The following is a 15,037-nucleotide window of genomic DNA, read 5'->3' as shown; positions in this document are numbered from 1 at the left end:
ACCATGTCCGAGGGCACACCTAGGATCGCGGGCATGGATCCGACTCTGGCCGCTCTGGCAGGTGCTCTGATAGGTGCTGCGGCGACCGCGCTTGTCCCGCTGGTGACTATTCGCGCGCAGCGGAGAGACGCTCAGCAGGAGCAGCGCCGCTCGGACGTGCTTGGCTTGCTGGATGCTCTCATCCGTCTTCTGAAGGCGCGGAGCATTGGCGACGGGCAAGCCGCTATGCACGCTCACTCCGAGGCCGTCGTCGCGCTCGAGCGACTGATGCTCAGCGCCCCCAAGCGCGACGTGGAACACCTACAGCGCGTAACCCAGTTCGCGCTCGAGAGCATCAATGAGAAGACTCACCCCGAGCTGTCGGCTGCTGGCGTCGAAGCCATGTCACAGGTATTGCGACGATGGTGTCGCGGCGAGCTCAGCGGGAAGCGGATTGCGGACGCATACGCGCCGGCGCTGGATGTGCAACTTGATCGCCACGAGGACCGGTGGTCGTGAGCCATGCGCGGCCTCATGTCCGAGTGTCGGAGGCTGGCGCTAACGTCTGTCCATGAGCGAATCATGGTCTGACGAGGACGAGGCAGCCTTCCATCTCGAGTCCCTGCCGGCGTGGCATCCGTCCCTGTTCGTCGACGTGTTTCACACGGCACTCACGGTGCCGGAGACGCACGCCAGCTACCGCATTCTTTCGGAAGCGATGGTCACGCCTGAGTCCGTCGAGTCATGGGGAGATTTCTCGCGGGCCCGGACGGTTCTCGCGGGACTGCGAATTAGCATGACCCCCTTGGCCGCTGAGGGGGCTCCCGATGTCGCCTACGTACGTCTCGTGGAGACCGATCAGCACCTTGTGCGGATGGCTGACACGCCTGCTTCAATGCATGTCACGCTCGTGTGGCGTCCGGAGATAGCGATCGTTCCCGACACCGGCTGGCGTATCCACGCGATCGGTGAGCCTGTGGCGCCGCACCTGCTGACGCGTACAGCGCCCGGTTTCGATCCCTCGGCACCGTAACGCACCCAATCCGCGGACGCCGCAGCGGCCACACGGTACGCTCGCGTCCAAACCAACCCCCTGGAGGTACCCCGTGAGCGCTGCAGACGCGATCAAGAAGATCAAGGACAAGTACGGCGAGAACGGCGCGAGCGCTTGGCTGGCGCTCGACGAGCTCGCCAAGGAGATCGATCGAGTCGAGCGAGAGGCGCCCCGCAAGGCGTCCGAGGAGATCGCGCGTCAGATTCGCTTCTGATTTCAGGCCCACTTCTGAGACGCGGCAACGGGGCCGCGCACACGCTGGTGCCTGGCCGGCGCTCCCGCCCAGAACCCTTCATCGGGGCGGGCGGCGCGCGCGTACGCGGTGCAGAGCTCTAGCACCGGGCACGTGGCGCAGATCGCGGCGAGCTCGGGCAGTTCGCGTGCCTCGAGCCGGTCGGAGGTGAACCGGTCGTCGTTTCGGCACCCGGTCGGTTCGGTCTTCAATGCTTCGGAGAGGGCCCTGTACTCGACCGCGCCGAGGATGGGTTTCATGTCGGCGAGCGGGTCAATCTCGGGACGGGTGGCGGAAACGGCCTTCTTCTCCTCGTTTCCCCCTGAGGACTGCACGTTTTCGGAGGGAACCCGCTTCGCCGCACGTGACAGGTGGGCGGGCAACTCCGGTTCAGGAAGTCCCTGCTCTATGGCACGTTTCCGGATTCGGTAGAAGTGCACGGGCGATGCCTGCAGCTTCCCGCGGAACCATTCGAGCAGCACGTCCTCCCGCACCACGCGCTCCTGGTTGCCGTCTGCGCCGGTGCGCCACGACATGGGCATGCCCTGCCGACCCCATCGGCGAATCGAGTTGCGGTCGCGCTTCACGCGCGCTGCAGCTTGGGTGTAATTCAGCCAGCGTGTTCCGGTGTTCTCTCCCATGGCGAGCATTCTGCGGCCGGTTCCTGAGCGGCGTTGCGCTGGCAACACCGTGGCAACACAACTCGTGATTGGAGAGCGACGAGCCTGCCCCGAGAGAGCGAAACTCTACGGAATCATGCGGCCCAACCTGGGAGCCGCGCAGTTCCGCGTGAGCCATTCGGGTTCAAATCCCACCGTCACCGCCACCCGAAACCCCCGCAGAACCCTTGGAAACACTGGGCTCGCGGGGGTTTCGTCATGGTGTGGGGCGGCGGCTTGACAAGATTCTGACAAGATCCGTGTCAAACGCCGAGCGGGGGCGTGGCGGGCTATGCCTCGGTCGCCTGCGTGCGTGATGAGGCTATCGGAGGCGCGGGCGCGCCTCTGGCGGGCATGGGGCCATACTCGAGCCAGCTGTCAGCGCGGCCCCAGTCTGTCCGAACTATCGCTGGCGGACGGTCGCCGCCAGTCTGGCGCGGCTGAGCGCATCGGCGACGTAGTCGAGGTCATCGTCGAAGAGATCGGCATAGGTGTCGAGTGTCATCGCGGCCGAGGCATGTCCGAGCATGCGTTGCACGGCCTTCACGTTCGCGCCGGCGCTGATCGCGAGGCTCGCTGCGGTGTGGCGCAGATCGTGCGGCGTCACAACCGGGAACGTCGAGTCCTTCGCTCGGGTTCGATTGACCGCCTTGGCAAACCAGCCGTCTTGCGAGTTCGGCAATCGCAGGTGGGTGATGCCGTCACCGAACAGGAGTTGAGTGGGCGCCTTGTCGCGCGCGAGTATTTGCAGTGCGCCGCCGAGGAAGTCGGGGTAAGGGACAGAGCGCGTCACGTGTGTCTTCGGTGTTCCCGTGTGCACCTTGCCATTGACCATGACGGCGTTCTCCTGCACGTGCACACGACGGCGGGAGAACTCGACGTCGGTGATGCGGAGCGCGGTGGCTTCGCCCCAGCGCAGGCCCGTGTAGGCGAGGAAGTAGACGACCTCGGGGTAGTTCGCTTCCGCCGCAAGCTGATCGACCTGGGCGTGCGTGAGGTAGACGCGTCGCTTTGGGCGCTTGCGCGGGAGCTTGATTCCGCGCGCTGGATTCTCGGGGATGCGACGGTCGCGCACAGCGGTGTCGAGGACTGAAGCCAGGATACCGTAGGCGCGAATCACGGTCGTCGCGCCTCGCCTGTTGGAAAGCTCGGTTACCCACGCGCGCACGTCGCTGTAGCGTATCGCGCCGATGGGTACCCTCCCCCATCGCGGCGCAACGTGCACTCTCCACGCCGACTCGAGCGGATGGAGCGACGATGGCTTCAGCACCGCGGCTTGATCCTGCAGCCAAACCTCCGCAAGCGTCGCCACAGTCGCTCTCGAGTCGACGGGATCGATGTACTGGTTCTGCGCGATCGCCACAGAGACTGTCGCGGCGAACTCCTCCGCTTCCCGCTTGGTTCGGAATCCTCTCTTCGAGGTCTGCCTGCGGTCGGGCTTGTAGTAATTGACGTAGTACCGCCGGCCCTTGGCCGTCTGGTACGCGTGGACGCTAGCCACTCGCCGGTCGACCGGCGTTGTAGTTCATACCCGCGAGCCGCCCCGCGGCTCGCGCCGCGATGATCCACGACGAAGCGGTGCGGTGCGGCACACCGAGTTCAGCCTGGATCAGCTTCGCGGGCGGCAGGCCCGCCAGTGCCGCCGATCCATACAGCAGCTCGATCACCTGCATCCGCGCTTCACCAGCCCCACGCCGCACGACCTCGGCAGCGAGCGCCGGTGGCAGCAGGCGGCCCTGTGAGGTGGTGAGTTCCGAGATCGAGAACCACCGCGCGAGCGGGTCCGCTTCGTCGTCGAGCGTCAGGAAGATGCACCGCGGTGCCGCAGTCTGCACGATCGCCTGCATGCCGACCTTCGCGACGGTCGGGTAGTTCAGCTCGATGTCGTCGTCTACCGCAGTGTTGGTGACGCCCTTGATGACGTACCGGCCCGCGGCGGCAGCGTACCGCGCGGTGATGGCGGTGGTCACCCCCATCGGTGCATCAACGGTCGTGGCGATGAATGCGGGAGCGATGCGCAGTGCGGACCCGACGGGCTGGGTCGCAACCTGCGATGTCACGGGGGAGCCTTCGAGCGTTGTCACGTCGACCTTCACCTCCTCAGTCTGTCTAACCGCACGGCGCTTTCGCATTCACCTCTTGCGAAGGGTAGCACATAGTGCTTCGCTAGCGTCTAGCGACGTTGATCATGCGCAAGTGGAGGTGAACGATGGTCACGATCATGCAGGTGCGTTCGGAGGATCCCGAGCACACCTTCCTCACGCCGCAGGAGCTCGCCGACCTGCTGCCCGGCGTCCCGCTCAGCCGACTGGGCTCCTGGCGCCGCACGGGTGACGGCCCGCAGTACGTGAAGTTCGGCCGCACGGTCGTCTACAAGCTCTCCGACATCGAAGCGTGGATGGCGGCGCAGACTCACCGGAGCACCGGCGACACGCTTCCGAAAGCCCTCCGCCGATGATCACCGTGTATACGACGGGTTCTGCCTGCATGCAGTGCCGGCTAACGAAGCAGCTGATGGATGCGGTCGGCATCGCCCACGCGGACATCGACCTCACCGAGCCGGGCAACGCGGCGGCGCGTGAGTACGTCACCGACGACTTGGGGTACTCGCAGGCGCCGGTGGTGGTCATCGACGATCACGACCACTGGTCGGGCTTTCAACCGACCAGGATCAGAGAGCTCGCCGCGCGGATCGGGAGCGACCGATGAGCGACGAAGCCGAAGACCGCGAAGCCCGCGTCGCCCGCGAAACGGAGGACGTACGCCTGCAGATCGCGCACGCCCAGGTGCAGCTGTACGACCGGGCGAAGCGCAAGCGGGAGGCTCGACGCCAGTATGCGCGGGACTACTACGCGCGACACCGCGACGAGCAGCGCGAGTACCAGCGGCAGGCTCGGGCGAAGCAGCGCGCGCAGGATCCGGATGCCTACCGGGACCGCGTCAGGGCACGCAACAAGCGGTGGTACGACAAGCATCGCGAGCAGGCGAACGCTCACCAGCGCGAGAAGTACCACGCCGATCCAGAGAAGCGCCGCCAGCGCCGTCGCGAGGCCTACGCTCGGAACCCCGAAGAGCAACGCGCCAAACGGCGCGCCTATTACGCCGCGAACAAGCAGAAGTCGCTCGCTGCGCAGCAGCGCTGGCGCGATCGAGAGAAGCGTCGCGTCGAGGCAGGCCTCCCCGTCCGGCGACTGCACCGGGTATCCCCCGAGGAGCGTTTCTCGAACCGCGCCGCAGCGGATGAGTTCTTCGACCGGGTGCGGACGAAAGCTGAGCTTGCCGTCGCGCTGCGGGAGATTGCCACACCGCCCGAAATCTTCGCCGCGTGGAAGCGAGAATCCCTTCGCGTTCGCGCGGCTCACCACCTCGCCGTTCAAAAGGAGGAGCTTGAGCGCCTCCGCAAGGCACTCGCTCGTGGACGCCCCGGCCCGGAACCGCAATCGCTCTTGACGTCAGAGCAGATCGAGGACGCGCGGATGGATGCGATCGCGCGGCAGGTCAACGAGCGTCTCCGCCACCGAGAACCTCCGCGACGCCGGCACCACCTCGACCCCGCCGCGCCGCACCCGCAGGCTCTCCACAACGACCAGACGGGAATGAACCGATGACCACCATCCACGACACCCTTCCGAGCTTCATCGATCGATCGCAGACCGAGACGGTGCTCTACCGCGTCGCAGTCAGCGCGCTCACCTGGCGGGCAGACGCCGAGCCGGGATACAGCATCGAGGACGAACAGCGCTGGTGCCTGGCCCCACTGCAGGGCGTCGACCCAGGGCTGCCGATCCGAGTGCTCGTCGTCGACACGATCCTCGACCCGTCGCGTCACCGCACCCAACTCGTCCAGGCGCTCGTCGCGCTCAGCGATGGATGACAACATGAACACGATCGCGAGCGACTTCCCGGTGGCTGATCGTAGCTCCCTCCAGGGCGCTCCGTTCCGGGCTTTCGCGGCATATCCTCACCCCTCCGCTGGCGCTCCGGGCCTCCGGTATTCCACGACCCGGCACTGCGCACCCTTCCGATCGCTTTTCGTGCCACTTACCAGGAAGACGCCGCAGACAGGTCAGGTGCGAGTTCCACGCAGGAGCGTGAGCCGGCGCGGCGCGAGGTTCAGATCGTGGGCATCGAAGCCGTAGCGACGGCTGCGATCGTCGCCGTGGTCGTGAGCGGCGCCCTCGCGGCCGTAGCCGCCGCAGGGTTCGTAGGAGCGGTGTGCGAAGGAAACGGCAGGCGGATCCTGCGCCTCGGAGTGCTCGTCATCACGCTGGCGTCCGCTGCATTCGTGGCCGCGCTCGTGCTGGCTGCTTCTGGAGCGCCCGAGTGCCCGGGCTGCGCTGTCCTGCCGCGAGATGGCGTGGTTGCAGCACCCTGATCCCACAGCCCGTCGACGCGGGCCGGCGCGGTTCGTTCGCTTATCCTGGTCCGAGGTCGAGGCCCGGCACTGGCTGGGCGACCGTCGGCGCGGCGACATCGAGAAGTGCGGTCTCAGCGGGTGGTGCCTGACGCAGCGCGTCGACTCGAGCGCGAATTGTCGCTTCCGCCCTCGAGTGGGCTACAGAGTCCACGGGTAGCGGCAGGCGGGGAAGTACCTCACCCAGAGCGAGCTCGTGCAGTTCCAGAAGGACTTCGGCCAGTGGAGCCGGCACCCGACTGTTGCTCAACGCGAACTCGGTGCTTGCGCGGAGTTCCGAAAGCCACCGCCTCCCCTCGGGTCCGGACATCGGCGTCACCTGCTCGCGTACGAGCGCCCGGCTGGCTCCCGCGAAGCCGTCGGCGCGGCGGGCATCGAAGACCCAGTCGCCTGCGCGACCGACGACCGTAAGCCGGTCGACGGGTGCCTCGCCCTCGAGTTCGCTCACAAGCGCGCGTGTCACCTCGAACCCCGCGTCGTGCGCTGCGAGATCAGTGAACGGAGTGCTGCGTCCATCGAGGGCCGCAATCAAGGACCGCGATGCCTCGGACAGCAGGCTGACAGCGCGGGGCTGCCCTACGACGGCCACGTGCGTCTCGAAGCCTTCACGTTGGAACAACTCCGCGGTGGCCCTCGCTACGCGAGCGGACGAGAAGGATCCGTCCAGCACGAGCGACCGACGACTCGTTCGGGCATACGCGAGGCAGTCACGCAGCCATGCCGAGGTTGCCTCGGCGAAGACGCGCAGTACTTCCGGCGACCGGGACCGTGACAATTCGAAGAAGCGAGGGTGGAAGGCGCGCAGGCGTCCTCCGTCGAGGAGTGCGGCGCCAGGATGCTCCGCAAGCAGCGCCCGAGCCGCTCGTCCGGCACCAGCGCCGGGCTGCCCGACTACGAGCGTCACGGTCGGAGTTTCGGGGCGGTCCATTGACGGGAACAGGACCGGAGCGATCGTCGCGTCGAAGATCGCTCGCGTCTCGGCGGCTTCCAGTTCGATGTCGGTCACGGCAGTGGCCCCGAGAGCTCAGCGATGCGGTTCGTCAGTCGTTCGAGCAGCGTATCGAGCGCCGAACGGTCGTAGGCATCGACCTCGACCAGCTCGCGTCCGATCGCGGATGCCTCGGCGATGGCGTGCTCCTGCAGCATCGCGCCGTCATCAGCGAGACGCAGTACGGCCGCGATCGCGGTGCTTGCTGCCTCGCACACCGCGTCGTAGGCGACGAGGTCGTTCACCCTCCATGCCGATCGGAGCTCCATCAGTCCTCCAAGTCGAGTCTAGGAGCACGCGTCGCCGGGTCCGCGCCAAGGGATCGTCCGTGGGTCCGATTGGTCTTCAGAACCGGTCCCTATCTGCTGCCGTCCGAGATGGCGTTCCTTCGAATCGATCCATCAGGGTGCGGAACCCGCTGGTCGTCCAATGGCGTGCCGGCCGACGGCCGCCGGAGGAGATGGATGTGCACCGACATCAGTGTGGACGCGTTCGTATGAGACGGCAGGTGCTCCAACGACGACGCAAACGTGGGCGGGATCGGCGGACGCCGTGCGCTGTTCGTACCGACCATGTCGGGGGCCGCTCGTAAGATATGTCGCGCTGGGGTTCAGCTCGACACAAGGGGGTTCCTGGGGATGACGACAGCGGCAAGCTGGCTTTCCGAGCTGAATAGCTACTACACACCCACATCGACGCAGTTCGATGGTGCCCGCGCGCATCGTGCGTCGATCGAGTCCAGGCTGGACAGGGATCTCGGCGTCGGGGAAATGTTCGAGATCGGCTCGCTGCGGCATGGCACAGGCGTGTACAACTACAGCGACGCGGATTATCTCGTCTCGTTGAAGGGATTCCGCCCCGATTCATCCTTGACCATGCTCAACAAGGTCAAGGAAAGCCTGCAGGGACGTTTCTTCTCTACGACGATCGGTGTGCGCCGACCGGCCGTGGTGTGTCAGTTCGCCGACGGAGTCGTCGAAGTCGTACCCGCTTACGCAAGCAGTGGCACGGGGTACTGGATTGCGGATCCGACGGGCGGATGGATGCTCACTCATCCGAAGGACCACAACACGTGGGTGAACTCGGTCAACAACAAGCACGATGGGGCCGCGAAGAGGCTTGCCCGGCAGTTGAAGGTGTGGAAGTACCGCCGCAACGTGCCGGTGTCGTCCTGTTACCTCGAGATGCGCGCTGCGAAGCACATGGACGGCGAGTCCAGCTATCACTCCACATGGGATCTGCACGCAGTGCTGAAGAAGCTGCAAGACAACTCCCTCGCCGCGATGAATGACCCTACCGGGTTGGGATCGAGGTTCACGGCGTACTCCTCGGAGGCGAGCCGAACCGATGCGTTGTCCAAGCTGTCCACCGCCGTGAATCGCGCCTCGAAGGCGCGCGACTACGCCAGCGCCGGCGACCATGCGAATGCCATCGCGCAGCTGAAGCTGTTGTTCGACCGCTAGACCTGATGATCCCGGAAAGCTCGGAGTACCAGCCGCCCGCCGCTGCCAGCATGCGGCGAGTGCAGAATCAGCCCCGGTCGCTGCAACTGCTGCTCGCGCAACGGCGCATGTACTCGGTCGCGAAGCGGTGGCAGACGATCCGGTGGTGGGGAGTCCTCGTGATCGGCGTCTCCGCACCGGTGCTGGCGGTGTTCTTCCCCACGACGGCCGTCCTCGTCGGTGCGATCGCCGGGCTGTGGCTGTTCGCCGGGAGGACGGTGCTCGCGTGGGCAGAGAGCGACAAGATGAGCCGCGCCGCCGCAGTGCAGGAGCTATTTGATCAGACCGTCTTCGGGATGCCACGGTCTATCACGCGTTCCGAACTTCCAAGCCCTGAGGACATCGCCCGCATCGCCGGGGCTGGCGCGGAGCTGACTTTGGACGCCCGGCGCGAGAAGCTACTCGATTGGTATCCCATCGAGCTCACGAACTCTGGCGCTCGCGCCGTCGGAATTGCCCAACGAGCGAACGCCGCCTACTCCGACCGGTTGTTGCGTGCGACCGTGACGCTCTGGGTTGCCGCAGCCGGGATCTGGGTATCCATAGTCATCGTGGCGAGCTTGATCGTCCATATGGACCTGGCCACCTTCCTGCTTGGCGTATTCCTTCCGGTGCTCCCTGCCGCGTTGGATGCATTCGAGTACATCCGCAGCATCGCTCGGGCCGCAAAGGATCGGGCCGACCTGGCCAACACGATCGCAGGTCGCCTGGAGCCTGGAGAGAACATCGAGCCATATGAGCTCTTGGTATGGCAAGAACGCCTCTACGACCTCCGCCGCACGACCCCGCAAGTTCCCGATTGGCTCTACCGGCTGTTGCGGGACAAGAACGAGAAAGCGATGCACGACGTCGCTGCCCAGTTCGCGTCACGGCCTTCGTCCGCGCCAACCGAAACACCACAGGATCGCCAGTAGGCGCTCCAGGGCGCGAGACGTCACCCCTCGCGATCAGCCGAACTCGTTGCGTGTCAGCGCCACATAGCCCGCGAAGTCCTGTATGCGCGCGTTGGGCTGCCGGATTTGCCACCGATGTCGGCTCAGGCCCCTATGCTCTCGCTATGCGCGTTCAGGCGGAATCCGCACGGGTCCTCGTTACGGTCAAGGCGACTCCGCAGCCGTCCACGACGTACGGCGACACCTCGTGTGTTGCCGGCATCCGGATCGATGGCGCGGAGCCCTCATGGATCCGGCTCTACCCGATCGCGTTCCGCTGGCTCGATGGTGAGTCCCAGTTCAAGAAGTACGACGTGATCGAACTCGAGGTCCGCCGGAGGGACGCGGATACACGGCGCGAGAGCTACTCACCGACTCAGGACTCGTGGCGGGTCGTTCAGAATCTTCCGCCGTGGAAAGCGCGTCACGCGGTGGTGGGGCAGCTGGAACCTACGACGACGTGCGAACTGATGAAAGCTGCGTCCGCCGACGGTTCCGCACCGTCACTGGGTCTGGTCTATCCCACCGACATCGACCGCCTCGAGTTCGAGCCACACCCGGCGTGGAGCTCCGAGCAGCTGGCGAAGATGCAGGCGCGGATCGACAAAGAGTCCACCGCGCTCATACCGATGAGCGGCTCGATCCCGTCGATCCTGAAGGAACCAGAGTTCAAAGTTCGCTACCGCTACCGCTGTGCATTCGCTGGCTGCGACGGCCATCAGGGGCGGATCCTCGACTGGGAGCTGACATCGTTGCAGAATCGCCTGCGGTTCGAGCACAAGGACGTCAGAGCGGGCGTGACGGAGAAGTTTCTAGATCAGATGTTCGCGCCGGAACGTCGGGCGGGGTTCTACATGGGCAACTTCGAACTCGCTGCCCGGCGCGGCAAATTCAGTGTGCTGGGCGTCTACTGGCCGCGCATCGCGGAGGCAGTGTTGCCGCAGCCGACACTCTTCTAGGCTTCGACGAGGTCGCGCCGGAGTAGCCCGTTGACCTCCGAGATCACCTGTTCCCTGTGGCAGTGGGTTTCATCCTGCTCAAAGCAGAAGACGGCGACGTCGCCACCGCGGGCAAGGTCAGTCAGCTCCTTGAGTGCCGAGACCGCCGCCTCGGACGCAAGTGTGTCGATGAACCGGGCCCGCGCCTCCTGAGCGAACGCAGAGTTAAGTTCGCCGTAGCCAGCCCTATTATCCCGGTGGTTGCCGAGCGCGGGCATGTGCACGTACTCGATCCCAGACTCGGCCAGCACATCGGACAACGCGCGCTTGCTGAAGCCCTTCTTCCGGGAGATCGCGTTGAGGCGAACATCGACCAGGGTCTGGACGCCTCGCACGCGCAACTTTGAGACGAACGCGTCGAGCGTGAGTCCCTCGTATCCGATTCCAGTGATGCCCACGCTTCGTTCCTTTCGTCGACGCAGCCGATGTGCTGCCACCCGACACCGCGGACTGCAGTAGAGGGCGCCCTCACGAGCCGTGAAATGCTGGCCACACGCGGTGCACGTGCGGTTCTGGGGTCGTCGAGCACGAAGCTCGCGAGCGACAGCCGCGGAGAGCGACTTCAGCTCATCCAACGATAATGCTCCGACGTCCTGCATGTAACGGATCCTAACCGTTACACAAGTTCTCTACCGCTACGCCAGGCGACCTGGGCGACGAAGGGGGCAACGATGTGGGACAGGACAGACGATGCACGCAGGCACTTCTGTGTAAGCGCTTGCTAGTTAGACATATTCGGCGTATCCTGAACCTGTGCGCGGGGGCCTCGAGCGCTGGAAGCGGGGTGTCGAATCGCAGGGGGTTCGGCAGGCGATGGCATACGCGTTCAAGGGGAATTGCGACTCGCACCTACGGGCGGTGACGGGCGTCGAGGCGCTCGCCGAGTACAGCCGCGGAACGGCCGAACAGGTCACGCGGTTCACGGTCGAGGACGGCTCTATCGAAGTCGACGGGCTCAACGCCGACGAACTCCGCCGTTGGGTCGACGGGCACGACCCCTTCACCAACAAGCCCCGCGGTCGGGAGTTAACCTCGCCGCACGCGGATCTCATTCTTGACGGCACGATCAACGCACCGAAGTCGTACAGCATCGTGGCGCTGATCAACGACGGCCTCGCGACGGAGTTCGAAGCACTGCAGGACCGACTCCGCAGGTGCATCATCACGACCTGGCAGCGGGAGCTGAACGCCCGCAGAGGCGCGGGCGGCAGCATCCGGGAATCAGTTCACCGGATCGAAGTTGTCGAACTTCAGCACCGGCGTTCGCGGGCTCTGGACCCGCACATCCACCGTCACCTGTGGCTGAACGTCAAGGTGCTCGGCGACGACGGCAAGTGGTCGAACGTCGACTCGCGCGTCGCGATGAAGTTGCACACGCTGATCAATGCGGAGGGCGAGCTCGCGGCGCGCACCGACCCGGCGTGGATTGCGGCGCTCGCGCGCAACGGCTACTCGATCGGGGACGACGGGGAGATCGCGGAGCTCGGCCACGCCGTGCGGGCGCTTTCGCGGCGCTCGAACCAGATCGAGGCAAACCGCGCCAAGCTGCTGCTGGAGTGGCGGGCGGAACATCCCGGGCAGCAGCCCGACCACAGCGTGTTGCAGCATCTCGACCGACTCGCGTGGGCGAAGAATCGTCCGAATAAGCCCGGCGTCGTGGACGAATCGGAGTGGGAGCACCTCGTCCGCGACGAGCTTCGAGCGATCGACGCCGACATCCTCCAGGAGCGGTCGCCGGCCCGGCGACGGTCCGCCGCGATCGAGACGCTCGATCGCGACCTGCTCGCGGCGAAGGCGATCGTGGATGCCGACGCGAGGTCGACCGCCTGCGGGGGGAGGTTCAGCAGCTATGACCTGCGGGCCGGCGCGACGCGGGCGGTCGCGGCATCCGGAGTCGTCGCCAGCCGCGACGACCTGCAGGAGCTGATCGACGACGTCGTGGCCCGCGGGGTCACCCAGACCGTCGACCTGCTCCCCTACGAGGGCAAGCGCCCGCAGCACATCAAGGGATTCATGGCGTCGTCGACGGCGCGGCTGAAGGTCGAGTTGGCGGCGAGATTCGATGCCCTCACGCGGTTGGGCGAGCCGTTTCGGCGCGCGACGGTCGTTGACATCGCGGACGCGATCCTGGATGCCGAAGTCACCCTCGACGAAGGACAGGTCGGAGCCGCGTCCGCAATCGCCGGAACGGATCGGCTCGTTACGGTCACGGGCCCGGCGGGCGCGGGGAAGACGACTATGCTCCGGGTCGCTCGCATCGCGCTCGCTCAGCAACGACGCCAGCTCGTCGTCGTCGCGCCGACCAAGAAGGCGGCGTCCGTCGCGGGCCGCGAGATCGGCGCGACCGCTCTGAGCCTGCACGCTTTGCTCGTCGACCATGGCTGGCGCTGGAGCCGAGATGAGGCCGGCGCCGAGGTCTGGAGACGACTCCTCGTTGGCGAGATCGACGAGCGCACTCGTCGCGTCTTCACCGGGCCGCGCCATTTCGCCTTGGGTTCGGGCGATCGCGTGGTCGTCGACGAGGCGGGCATGGTCGACCTGCACGCCGCGAACGCGCTCGCGACGATCGCGGCAGAGACGGGCGCGGGCATCGCGATGGTCGGCGACCACCTGCAGGCCATGCCGGTCGGTCACGCTGGCGCGATGGCGTGCATGACGCGCCGCGCGACTGCGGTCGTCGAGCTGACGGCGGTGCATCGATTCCGCGATCCGAGCTACGCCGCCCTCACGTTGCGAATGCGGGAGCCGGCCTCCAAGGAAGACGCCCTCGCCGTTGCGACCGAACTCGACGGACGCGAACAGATCCACCGTGTGGCGGATGCTGTGCAAGCTCGCGACGCGATGGTCGAGGCCTACTTTCGCTGGGCGACCGCGCGTAAGCGAGTCGCCCTCGTCACGAGCACGAATGATGAGGCGGATGCAGTCAACGAGGCGATCCAGGAGCGGCGAGTCGAGCTCGGCCAGCTGCATCCGGATCGTCTCGCGGTGGGGCAGGGTGAGCAGCGTCTGCTCGAAGGTGACGTCGTTCAGACGCGGCTCAATGACCGGGTGGCGGATGTCGAGAACCGCGCATTGTGGACGATCCGCCGTATCGGGCCTTCCGGCGTCGAGCTTGCCGCTCTTGGTGACAGTGGAGACGTGCGGCATGTCTCGCTCGACTATGCCGCCGAGCACATGCACCTCGCGTACGCGTCGACAGTGCACGGAATCCAGGGCGAGACGACGGATGCGTCAGTCGTTGGTCCGGGAGTGGACGCCTCGGGCCTCTACGTGGGCATGACGCGCGGGCGGGTTCACAACGAGGCCATCGCGATCGCGTGGACGGCGACTGCTGCGCGCGAGCAGATCGCCGACAGCATGATGCGCGGCATGACCGAGGTCACGATCGAGGACTCGATGCGGGCGGCGCGGAGCGAGTTGGGACGCTCAGCTCGTGAACGCAATGACGAGGGTCTGGACGCACTGGATCAGGTGGGTGAGTGGATGCGGGCGACCGGCCGTGCCCTCGCCGAGTTGGACGCGCAGATTGCCACCGAAGTGGCGAGCCATCATGGCCGACATGAGGCTGGCGCATCCATCGCTGTCCTTGCCGACTCTCGGGATGGACTGGCGCGGCGCTATGAAGTCGTGAAGGCGCGTCTCGTTGGCGCTGCGAATCAGGTACACGATGGCGGCGAGGTGACTGCGTTCGCCCACACCCAGCAGCGCATCCGGCGCTCGCCGACGGAGAACTCGACACCGCAGGCTACGTCGTTCCAGACGACGACCAGGGCATCGACGAGTATCGGGTGAGGGCCGAACCGCACCCACGCCTTGCATGGCTTCGGGCGCGGGTCTCTGGTGACCGGCAGGGCGTCTGCCTGCAGTTCCCCGTCGGTGTGCGACTGAAGTGGCATCTCTGCCGCGATACGCTGCATGATCCGGTCCCCCATCAATCGGTCGTAGCGATCGGCGTACCGCTTGTTCATTCCCATGTCTGGCCGTCTCCTCCTCCGGCCAGCGCGCCAACTCTCGACGTTCTCGAAGCTATGTTCTACTCGGGGCTGCCGCCACGGTGTAGAACACGTGCTGGAACAGCGGTAGAACCGGCCACTTGATCTGATGCCGCGAACTCGCGCGGCGTGAAGCCGCCGAGCACCGACTGTCGATCCTGCGCGAGTTGACCCCGAAGTGGTTCGCAGCTCATGCAAGCGGGTGCAATGCCCGCCACGTCCGACGGGGAGTGGTACACCATTCCTCGATGGACGGGGGCCTGCGCCGTGCAGCGCGGCTGAGCCAC

Annotated in this window: 18 protein-coding genes; 12 read left to right on the top strand and 6 right to left on the bottom strand. The window is 65.9% G+C overall.

The genetic code is table 11. From position 1 onward, the window contains the following. Nucleotides 1–33: 33 nt before the first annotated feature. The 3 genes from ACOKGD_RS13900 (at nt 34) to ACOKGD_RS13890 (ending at nt 1,247) form a co-directional block, all read left to right on the top strand. Nucleotides 34–498, top strand: coding sequence for a hypothetical protein (locus ACOKGD_RS13900; RefSeq protein ID WP_342335628.1), 465 nt, complete (start codon nt 34–36; stop codon nt 496–498). 52 nt (nt 499–550) lie between these two features. Then, nucleotides 551–1,012: a hypothetical protein gene (locus tag ACOKGD_RS13895; RefSeq protein WP_342335627.1), complete on the top strand. Its 462-nt coding sequence runs from the start codon at nt 551–553 to the stop codon at nt 1,010–1,012. 73 nt (nt 1,013–1,085) lie between these two features. After that, nucleotides 1,086–1,247: a hypothetical protein gene (locus ACOKGD_RS13890; protein ID WP_342335626.1), complete on the top strand. Its 162-nt coding sequence runs from the start codon at nt 1,086–1,088 to the stop codon at nt 1,245–1,247. A 2-nt stretch (nt 1,248–1,249) separates the two neighbouring features. Here the strand turns inward: ACOKGD_RS13890 and ACOKGD_RS13885 are convergent, their stop codons facing one another. From ACOKGD_RS13885 to ACOKGD_RS13875, 3 genes are all read right to left on the bottom strand, one after another. After that, the gene (locus ACOKGD_RS13885) at nt 1,250–1,906 is read right to left on the bottom strand and encodes a WhiB family transcriptional regulator (protein WP_342335625.1); all 657 of its coding nucleotides are present in this window, start codon (nt 1,904–1,906) and stop codon (nt 1,250–1,252) included. Between the two features lie 421 nt (nt 1,907–2,327). Further along, nucleotides 2,328–3,425 (bottom strand): site-specific integrase, encoded by a 1,098-nt coding sequence (locus ACOKGD_RS13880; RefSeq protein ID WP_342335624.1) that lies wholly within the window; start codon nt 3,423–3,425, stop codon nt 2,328–2,330. Next, on the bottom strand, nt 3,418–4,020 hold the full coding sequence (locus ACOKGD_RS13875; protein WP_342335623.1) for a hypothetical protein: 603 nt from the start codon (nt 4,018–4,020) through the stop codon (nt 3,418–3,420). The genes ACOKGD_RS13880 and ACOKGD_RS13875 overlap by 8 nt, the downstream gene beginning before the upstream one ends. A gap of 113 nt (nt 4,021–4,133) precedes the next feature. Between ACOKGD_RS13875 and ACOKGD_RS13870 the strand changes: the two genes are divergently transcribed. The 5 genes from ACOKGD_RS13870 (at nt 4,134) to ACOKGD_RS13850 (ending at nt 6,299) form a co-directional block, all read left to right on the top strand. Then, nucleotides 4,134–4,382 (top strand): helix-turn-helix transcriptional regulator, encoded by a 249-nt coding sequence (locus ACOKGD_RS13870; protein ID WP_342335621.1) that lies wholly within the window; start codon nt 4,134–4,136, stop codon nt 4,380–4,382. Further along, nucleotides 4,379–4,633, top strand: a complete 255-nt coding sequence (locus ACOKGD_RS13865) for a glutaredoxin family protein (RefSeq protein WP_342335619.1) — start codon at nt 4,379–4,381, stop codon at nt 4,631–4,633. Before ACOKGD_RS13870 ends, ACOKGD_RS13865 begins: the two co-directional genes overlap by 4 nt. Further along, nucleotides 4,630–5,532, top strand: coding sequence for a hypothetical protein (locus ACOKGD_RS13860; RefSeq protein WP_342335618.1), 903 nt, complete (start codon nt 4,630–4,632; stop codon nt 5,530–5,532). Before ACOKGD_RS13865 ends, ACOKGD_RS13860 begins: the two co-directional genes overlap by 4 nt. Further along, nucleotides 5,529–5,798, top strand: coding sequence for a hypothetical protein (locus ACOKGD_RS13855; protein ID WP_342335617.1), 270 nt, complete (start codon nt 5,529–5,531; stop codon nt 5,796–5,798). Before ACOKGD_RS13860 ends, ACOKGD_RS13855 begins: the two co-directional genes overlap by 4 nt. 246 nt (nt 5,799–6,044) lie before the next feature. Beyond that, on the top strand, nt 6,045–6,299 hold the full coding sequence (locus tag ACOKGD_RS13850) for a hypothetical protein (protein ID WP_342335615.1): 255 nt from the start codon (nt 6,045–6,047) through the stop codon (nt 6,297–6,299). Between the two features lie 40 nt (nt 6,300–6,339). Here the strand turns inward: ACOKGD_RS13850 and ACOKGD_RS13845 are convergent, their stop codons facing one another. Continuing rightward, nucleotides 6,340–7,344 (bottom strand): zeta toxin family protein, encoded by a 1,005-nt coding sequence (locus ACOKGD_RS13845; RefSeq protein WP_342335613.1) that lies wholly within the window; start codon nt 7,342–7,344, stop codon nt 6,340–6,342. Further along, a complete protein-coding gene (locus tag ACOKGD_RS13840; RefSeq protein WP_342335612.1) occupies nt 7,341–7,571 on the bottom strand; it encodes a hypothetical protein in 231 nt (76 codons plus the stop codon). The genes ACOKGD_RS13845 and ACOKGD_RS13840 overlap by 4 nt, the downstream gene beginning before the upstream one ends. Before the next feature lie 393 nt (nt 7,572–7,964). On the opposite strand from ACOKGD_RS13840, the gene ACOKGD_RS13835 reads away from it, so the two are divergent. The 3 genes from ACOKGD_RS13835 (at nt 7,965) to ACOKGD_RS13825 (ending at nt 10,719) form a co-directional block, all read left to right on the top strand. Beyond that, nucleotides 7,965–8,789: an SMODS domain-containing nucleotidyltransferase gene (locus tag ACOKGD_RS13835; protein ID WP_342335611.1), complete on the top strand. Its 825-nt coding sequence runs from the start codon at nt 7,965–7,967 to the stop codon at nt 8,787–8,789. A gap of 59 nt (nt 8,790–8,848) precedes the next feature. Beyond that, the gene (locus ACOKGD_RS13830; protein WP_342335609.1) at nt 8,849–9,742 is read left to right on the top strand and encodes an S-4TM family putative pore-forming effector; all 894 of its coding nucleotides are present in this window, start codon (nt 8,849–8,851) and stop codon (nt 9,740–9,742) included. Nucleotides 9,743–9,885: 143 nt separating this feature from the next. Continuing rightward, on the top strand, nt 9,886–10,719 hold the full coding sequence (locus ACOKGD_RS13825) for a hypothetical protein (protein ID WP_342335607.1): 834 nt from the start codon (nt 9,886–9,888) through the stop codon (nt 10,717–10,719). On the opposite strand, the gene ACOKGD_RS13820 is transcribed toward ACOKGD_RS13825, so the two are convergent. After that, nucleotides 10,716–11,156, bottom strand: a complete 441-nt coding sequence (locus ACOKGD_RS13820) for a DUF488 domain-containing protein (protein WP_342335605.1) — start codon at nt 11,154–11,156, stop codon at nt 10,716–10,718. The genes ACOKGD_RS13825 and ACOKGD_RS13820 overlap by 4 nt on opposite strands. 355 nt (nt 11,157–11,511) lie before the next feature. On the opposite strand from ACOKGD_RS13820, the gene ACOKGD_RS13815 reads away from it, so the two are divergent. Then, on the top strand, nt 11,512–14,550 hold the full coding sequence (locus ACOKGD_RS13815; RefSeq protein ID WP_342335604.1) for an AAA family ATPase: 3,039 nt from the start codon (nt 11,512–11,514) through the stop codon (nt 14,548–14,550). The last annotated feature ends 487 nt before the right edge of the window (nt 14,551–15,037 follow it).

Origin of the sequence: Microbacterium phosphatis (assembly GCF_049177115.1) — a bacterium.
GTDB classification, from domain to species: Bacteria; Actinomycetota; Actinomycetes; order Actinomycetales; family Microbacteriaceae; genus Microbacterium; species Microbacterium phosphatis.
This window is presented reverse-complemented; position numbering and strand designations above follow the sequence as displayed.

What these genes read in the sequence shown, in the direction of transcription:
- ACOKGD_RS13865 (WP_342335619.1), top strand. Translation starts at nt 4,379, where the DNA reads ATGATCACCGTGTATACGACGGGTTCTGCCTGCATGCAGTGCCGGCTA.
- ACOKGD_RS13900 (WP_342335628.1), top strand. Translation starts at nt 34, where the DNA reads ATGGATCCGACTCTGGCCGCTCTGGCAGGTGCTCTGATAGGTGCTGCG.
- ACOKGD_RS13825 (WP_342335607.1), top strand. Translation starts at nt 9,886, where the DNA reads ATGCGCGTTCAGGCGGAATCCGCACGGGTCCTCGTTACGGTCAAGGCG.
- ACOKGD_RS13870 (WP_342335621.1), top strand. Translation starts at nt 4,134, where the DNA reads ATGGTCACGATCATGCAGGTGCGTTCGGAGGATCCCGAGCACACCTTC.
- ACOKGD_RS13895 (WP_342335627.1), top strand. Translation starts at nt 551, where the DNA reads ATGAGCGAATCATGGTCTGACGAGGACGAGGCAGCCTTCCATCTCGAG.
- ACOKGD_RS13835 (WP_342335611.1), top strand. Translation starts at nt 7,965, where the DNA reads ATGACGACAGCGGCAAGCTGGCTTTCCGAGCTGAATAGCTACTACACA.
- ACOKGD_RS13885 (WP_342335625.1), bottom strand. Translation starts at nt 1,906, where the DNA reads ATGGGAGAGAACACCGGAACACGCTGGCTGAATTACACCCAAGCTGCA.
- ACOKGD_RS13860 (WP_342335618.1), top strand. Translation starts at nt 4,630, where the DNA reads ATGAGCGACGAAGCCGAAGACCGCGAAGCCCGCGTCGCCCGCGAAACG.
- ACOKGD_RS13855 (WP_342335617.1), top strand. Translation starts at nt 5,529, where the DNA reads ATGACCACCATCCACGACACCCTTCCGAGCTTCATCGATCGATCGCAG.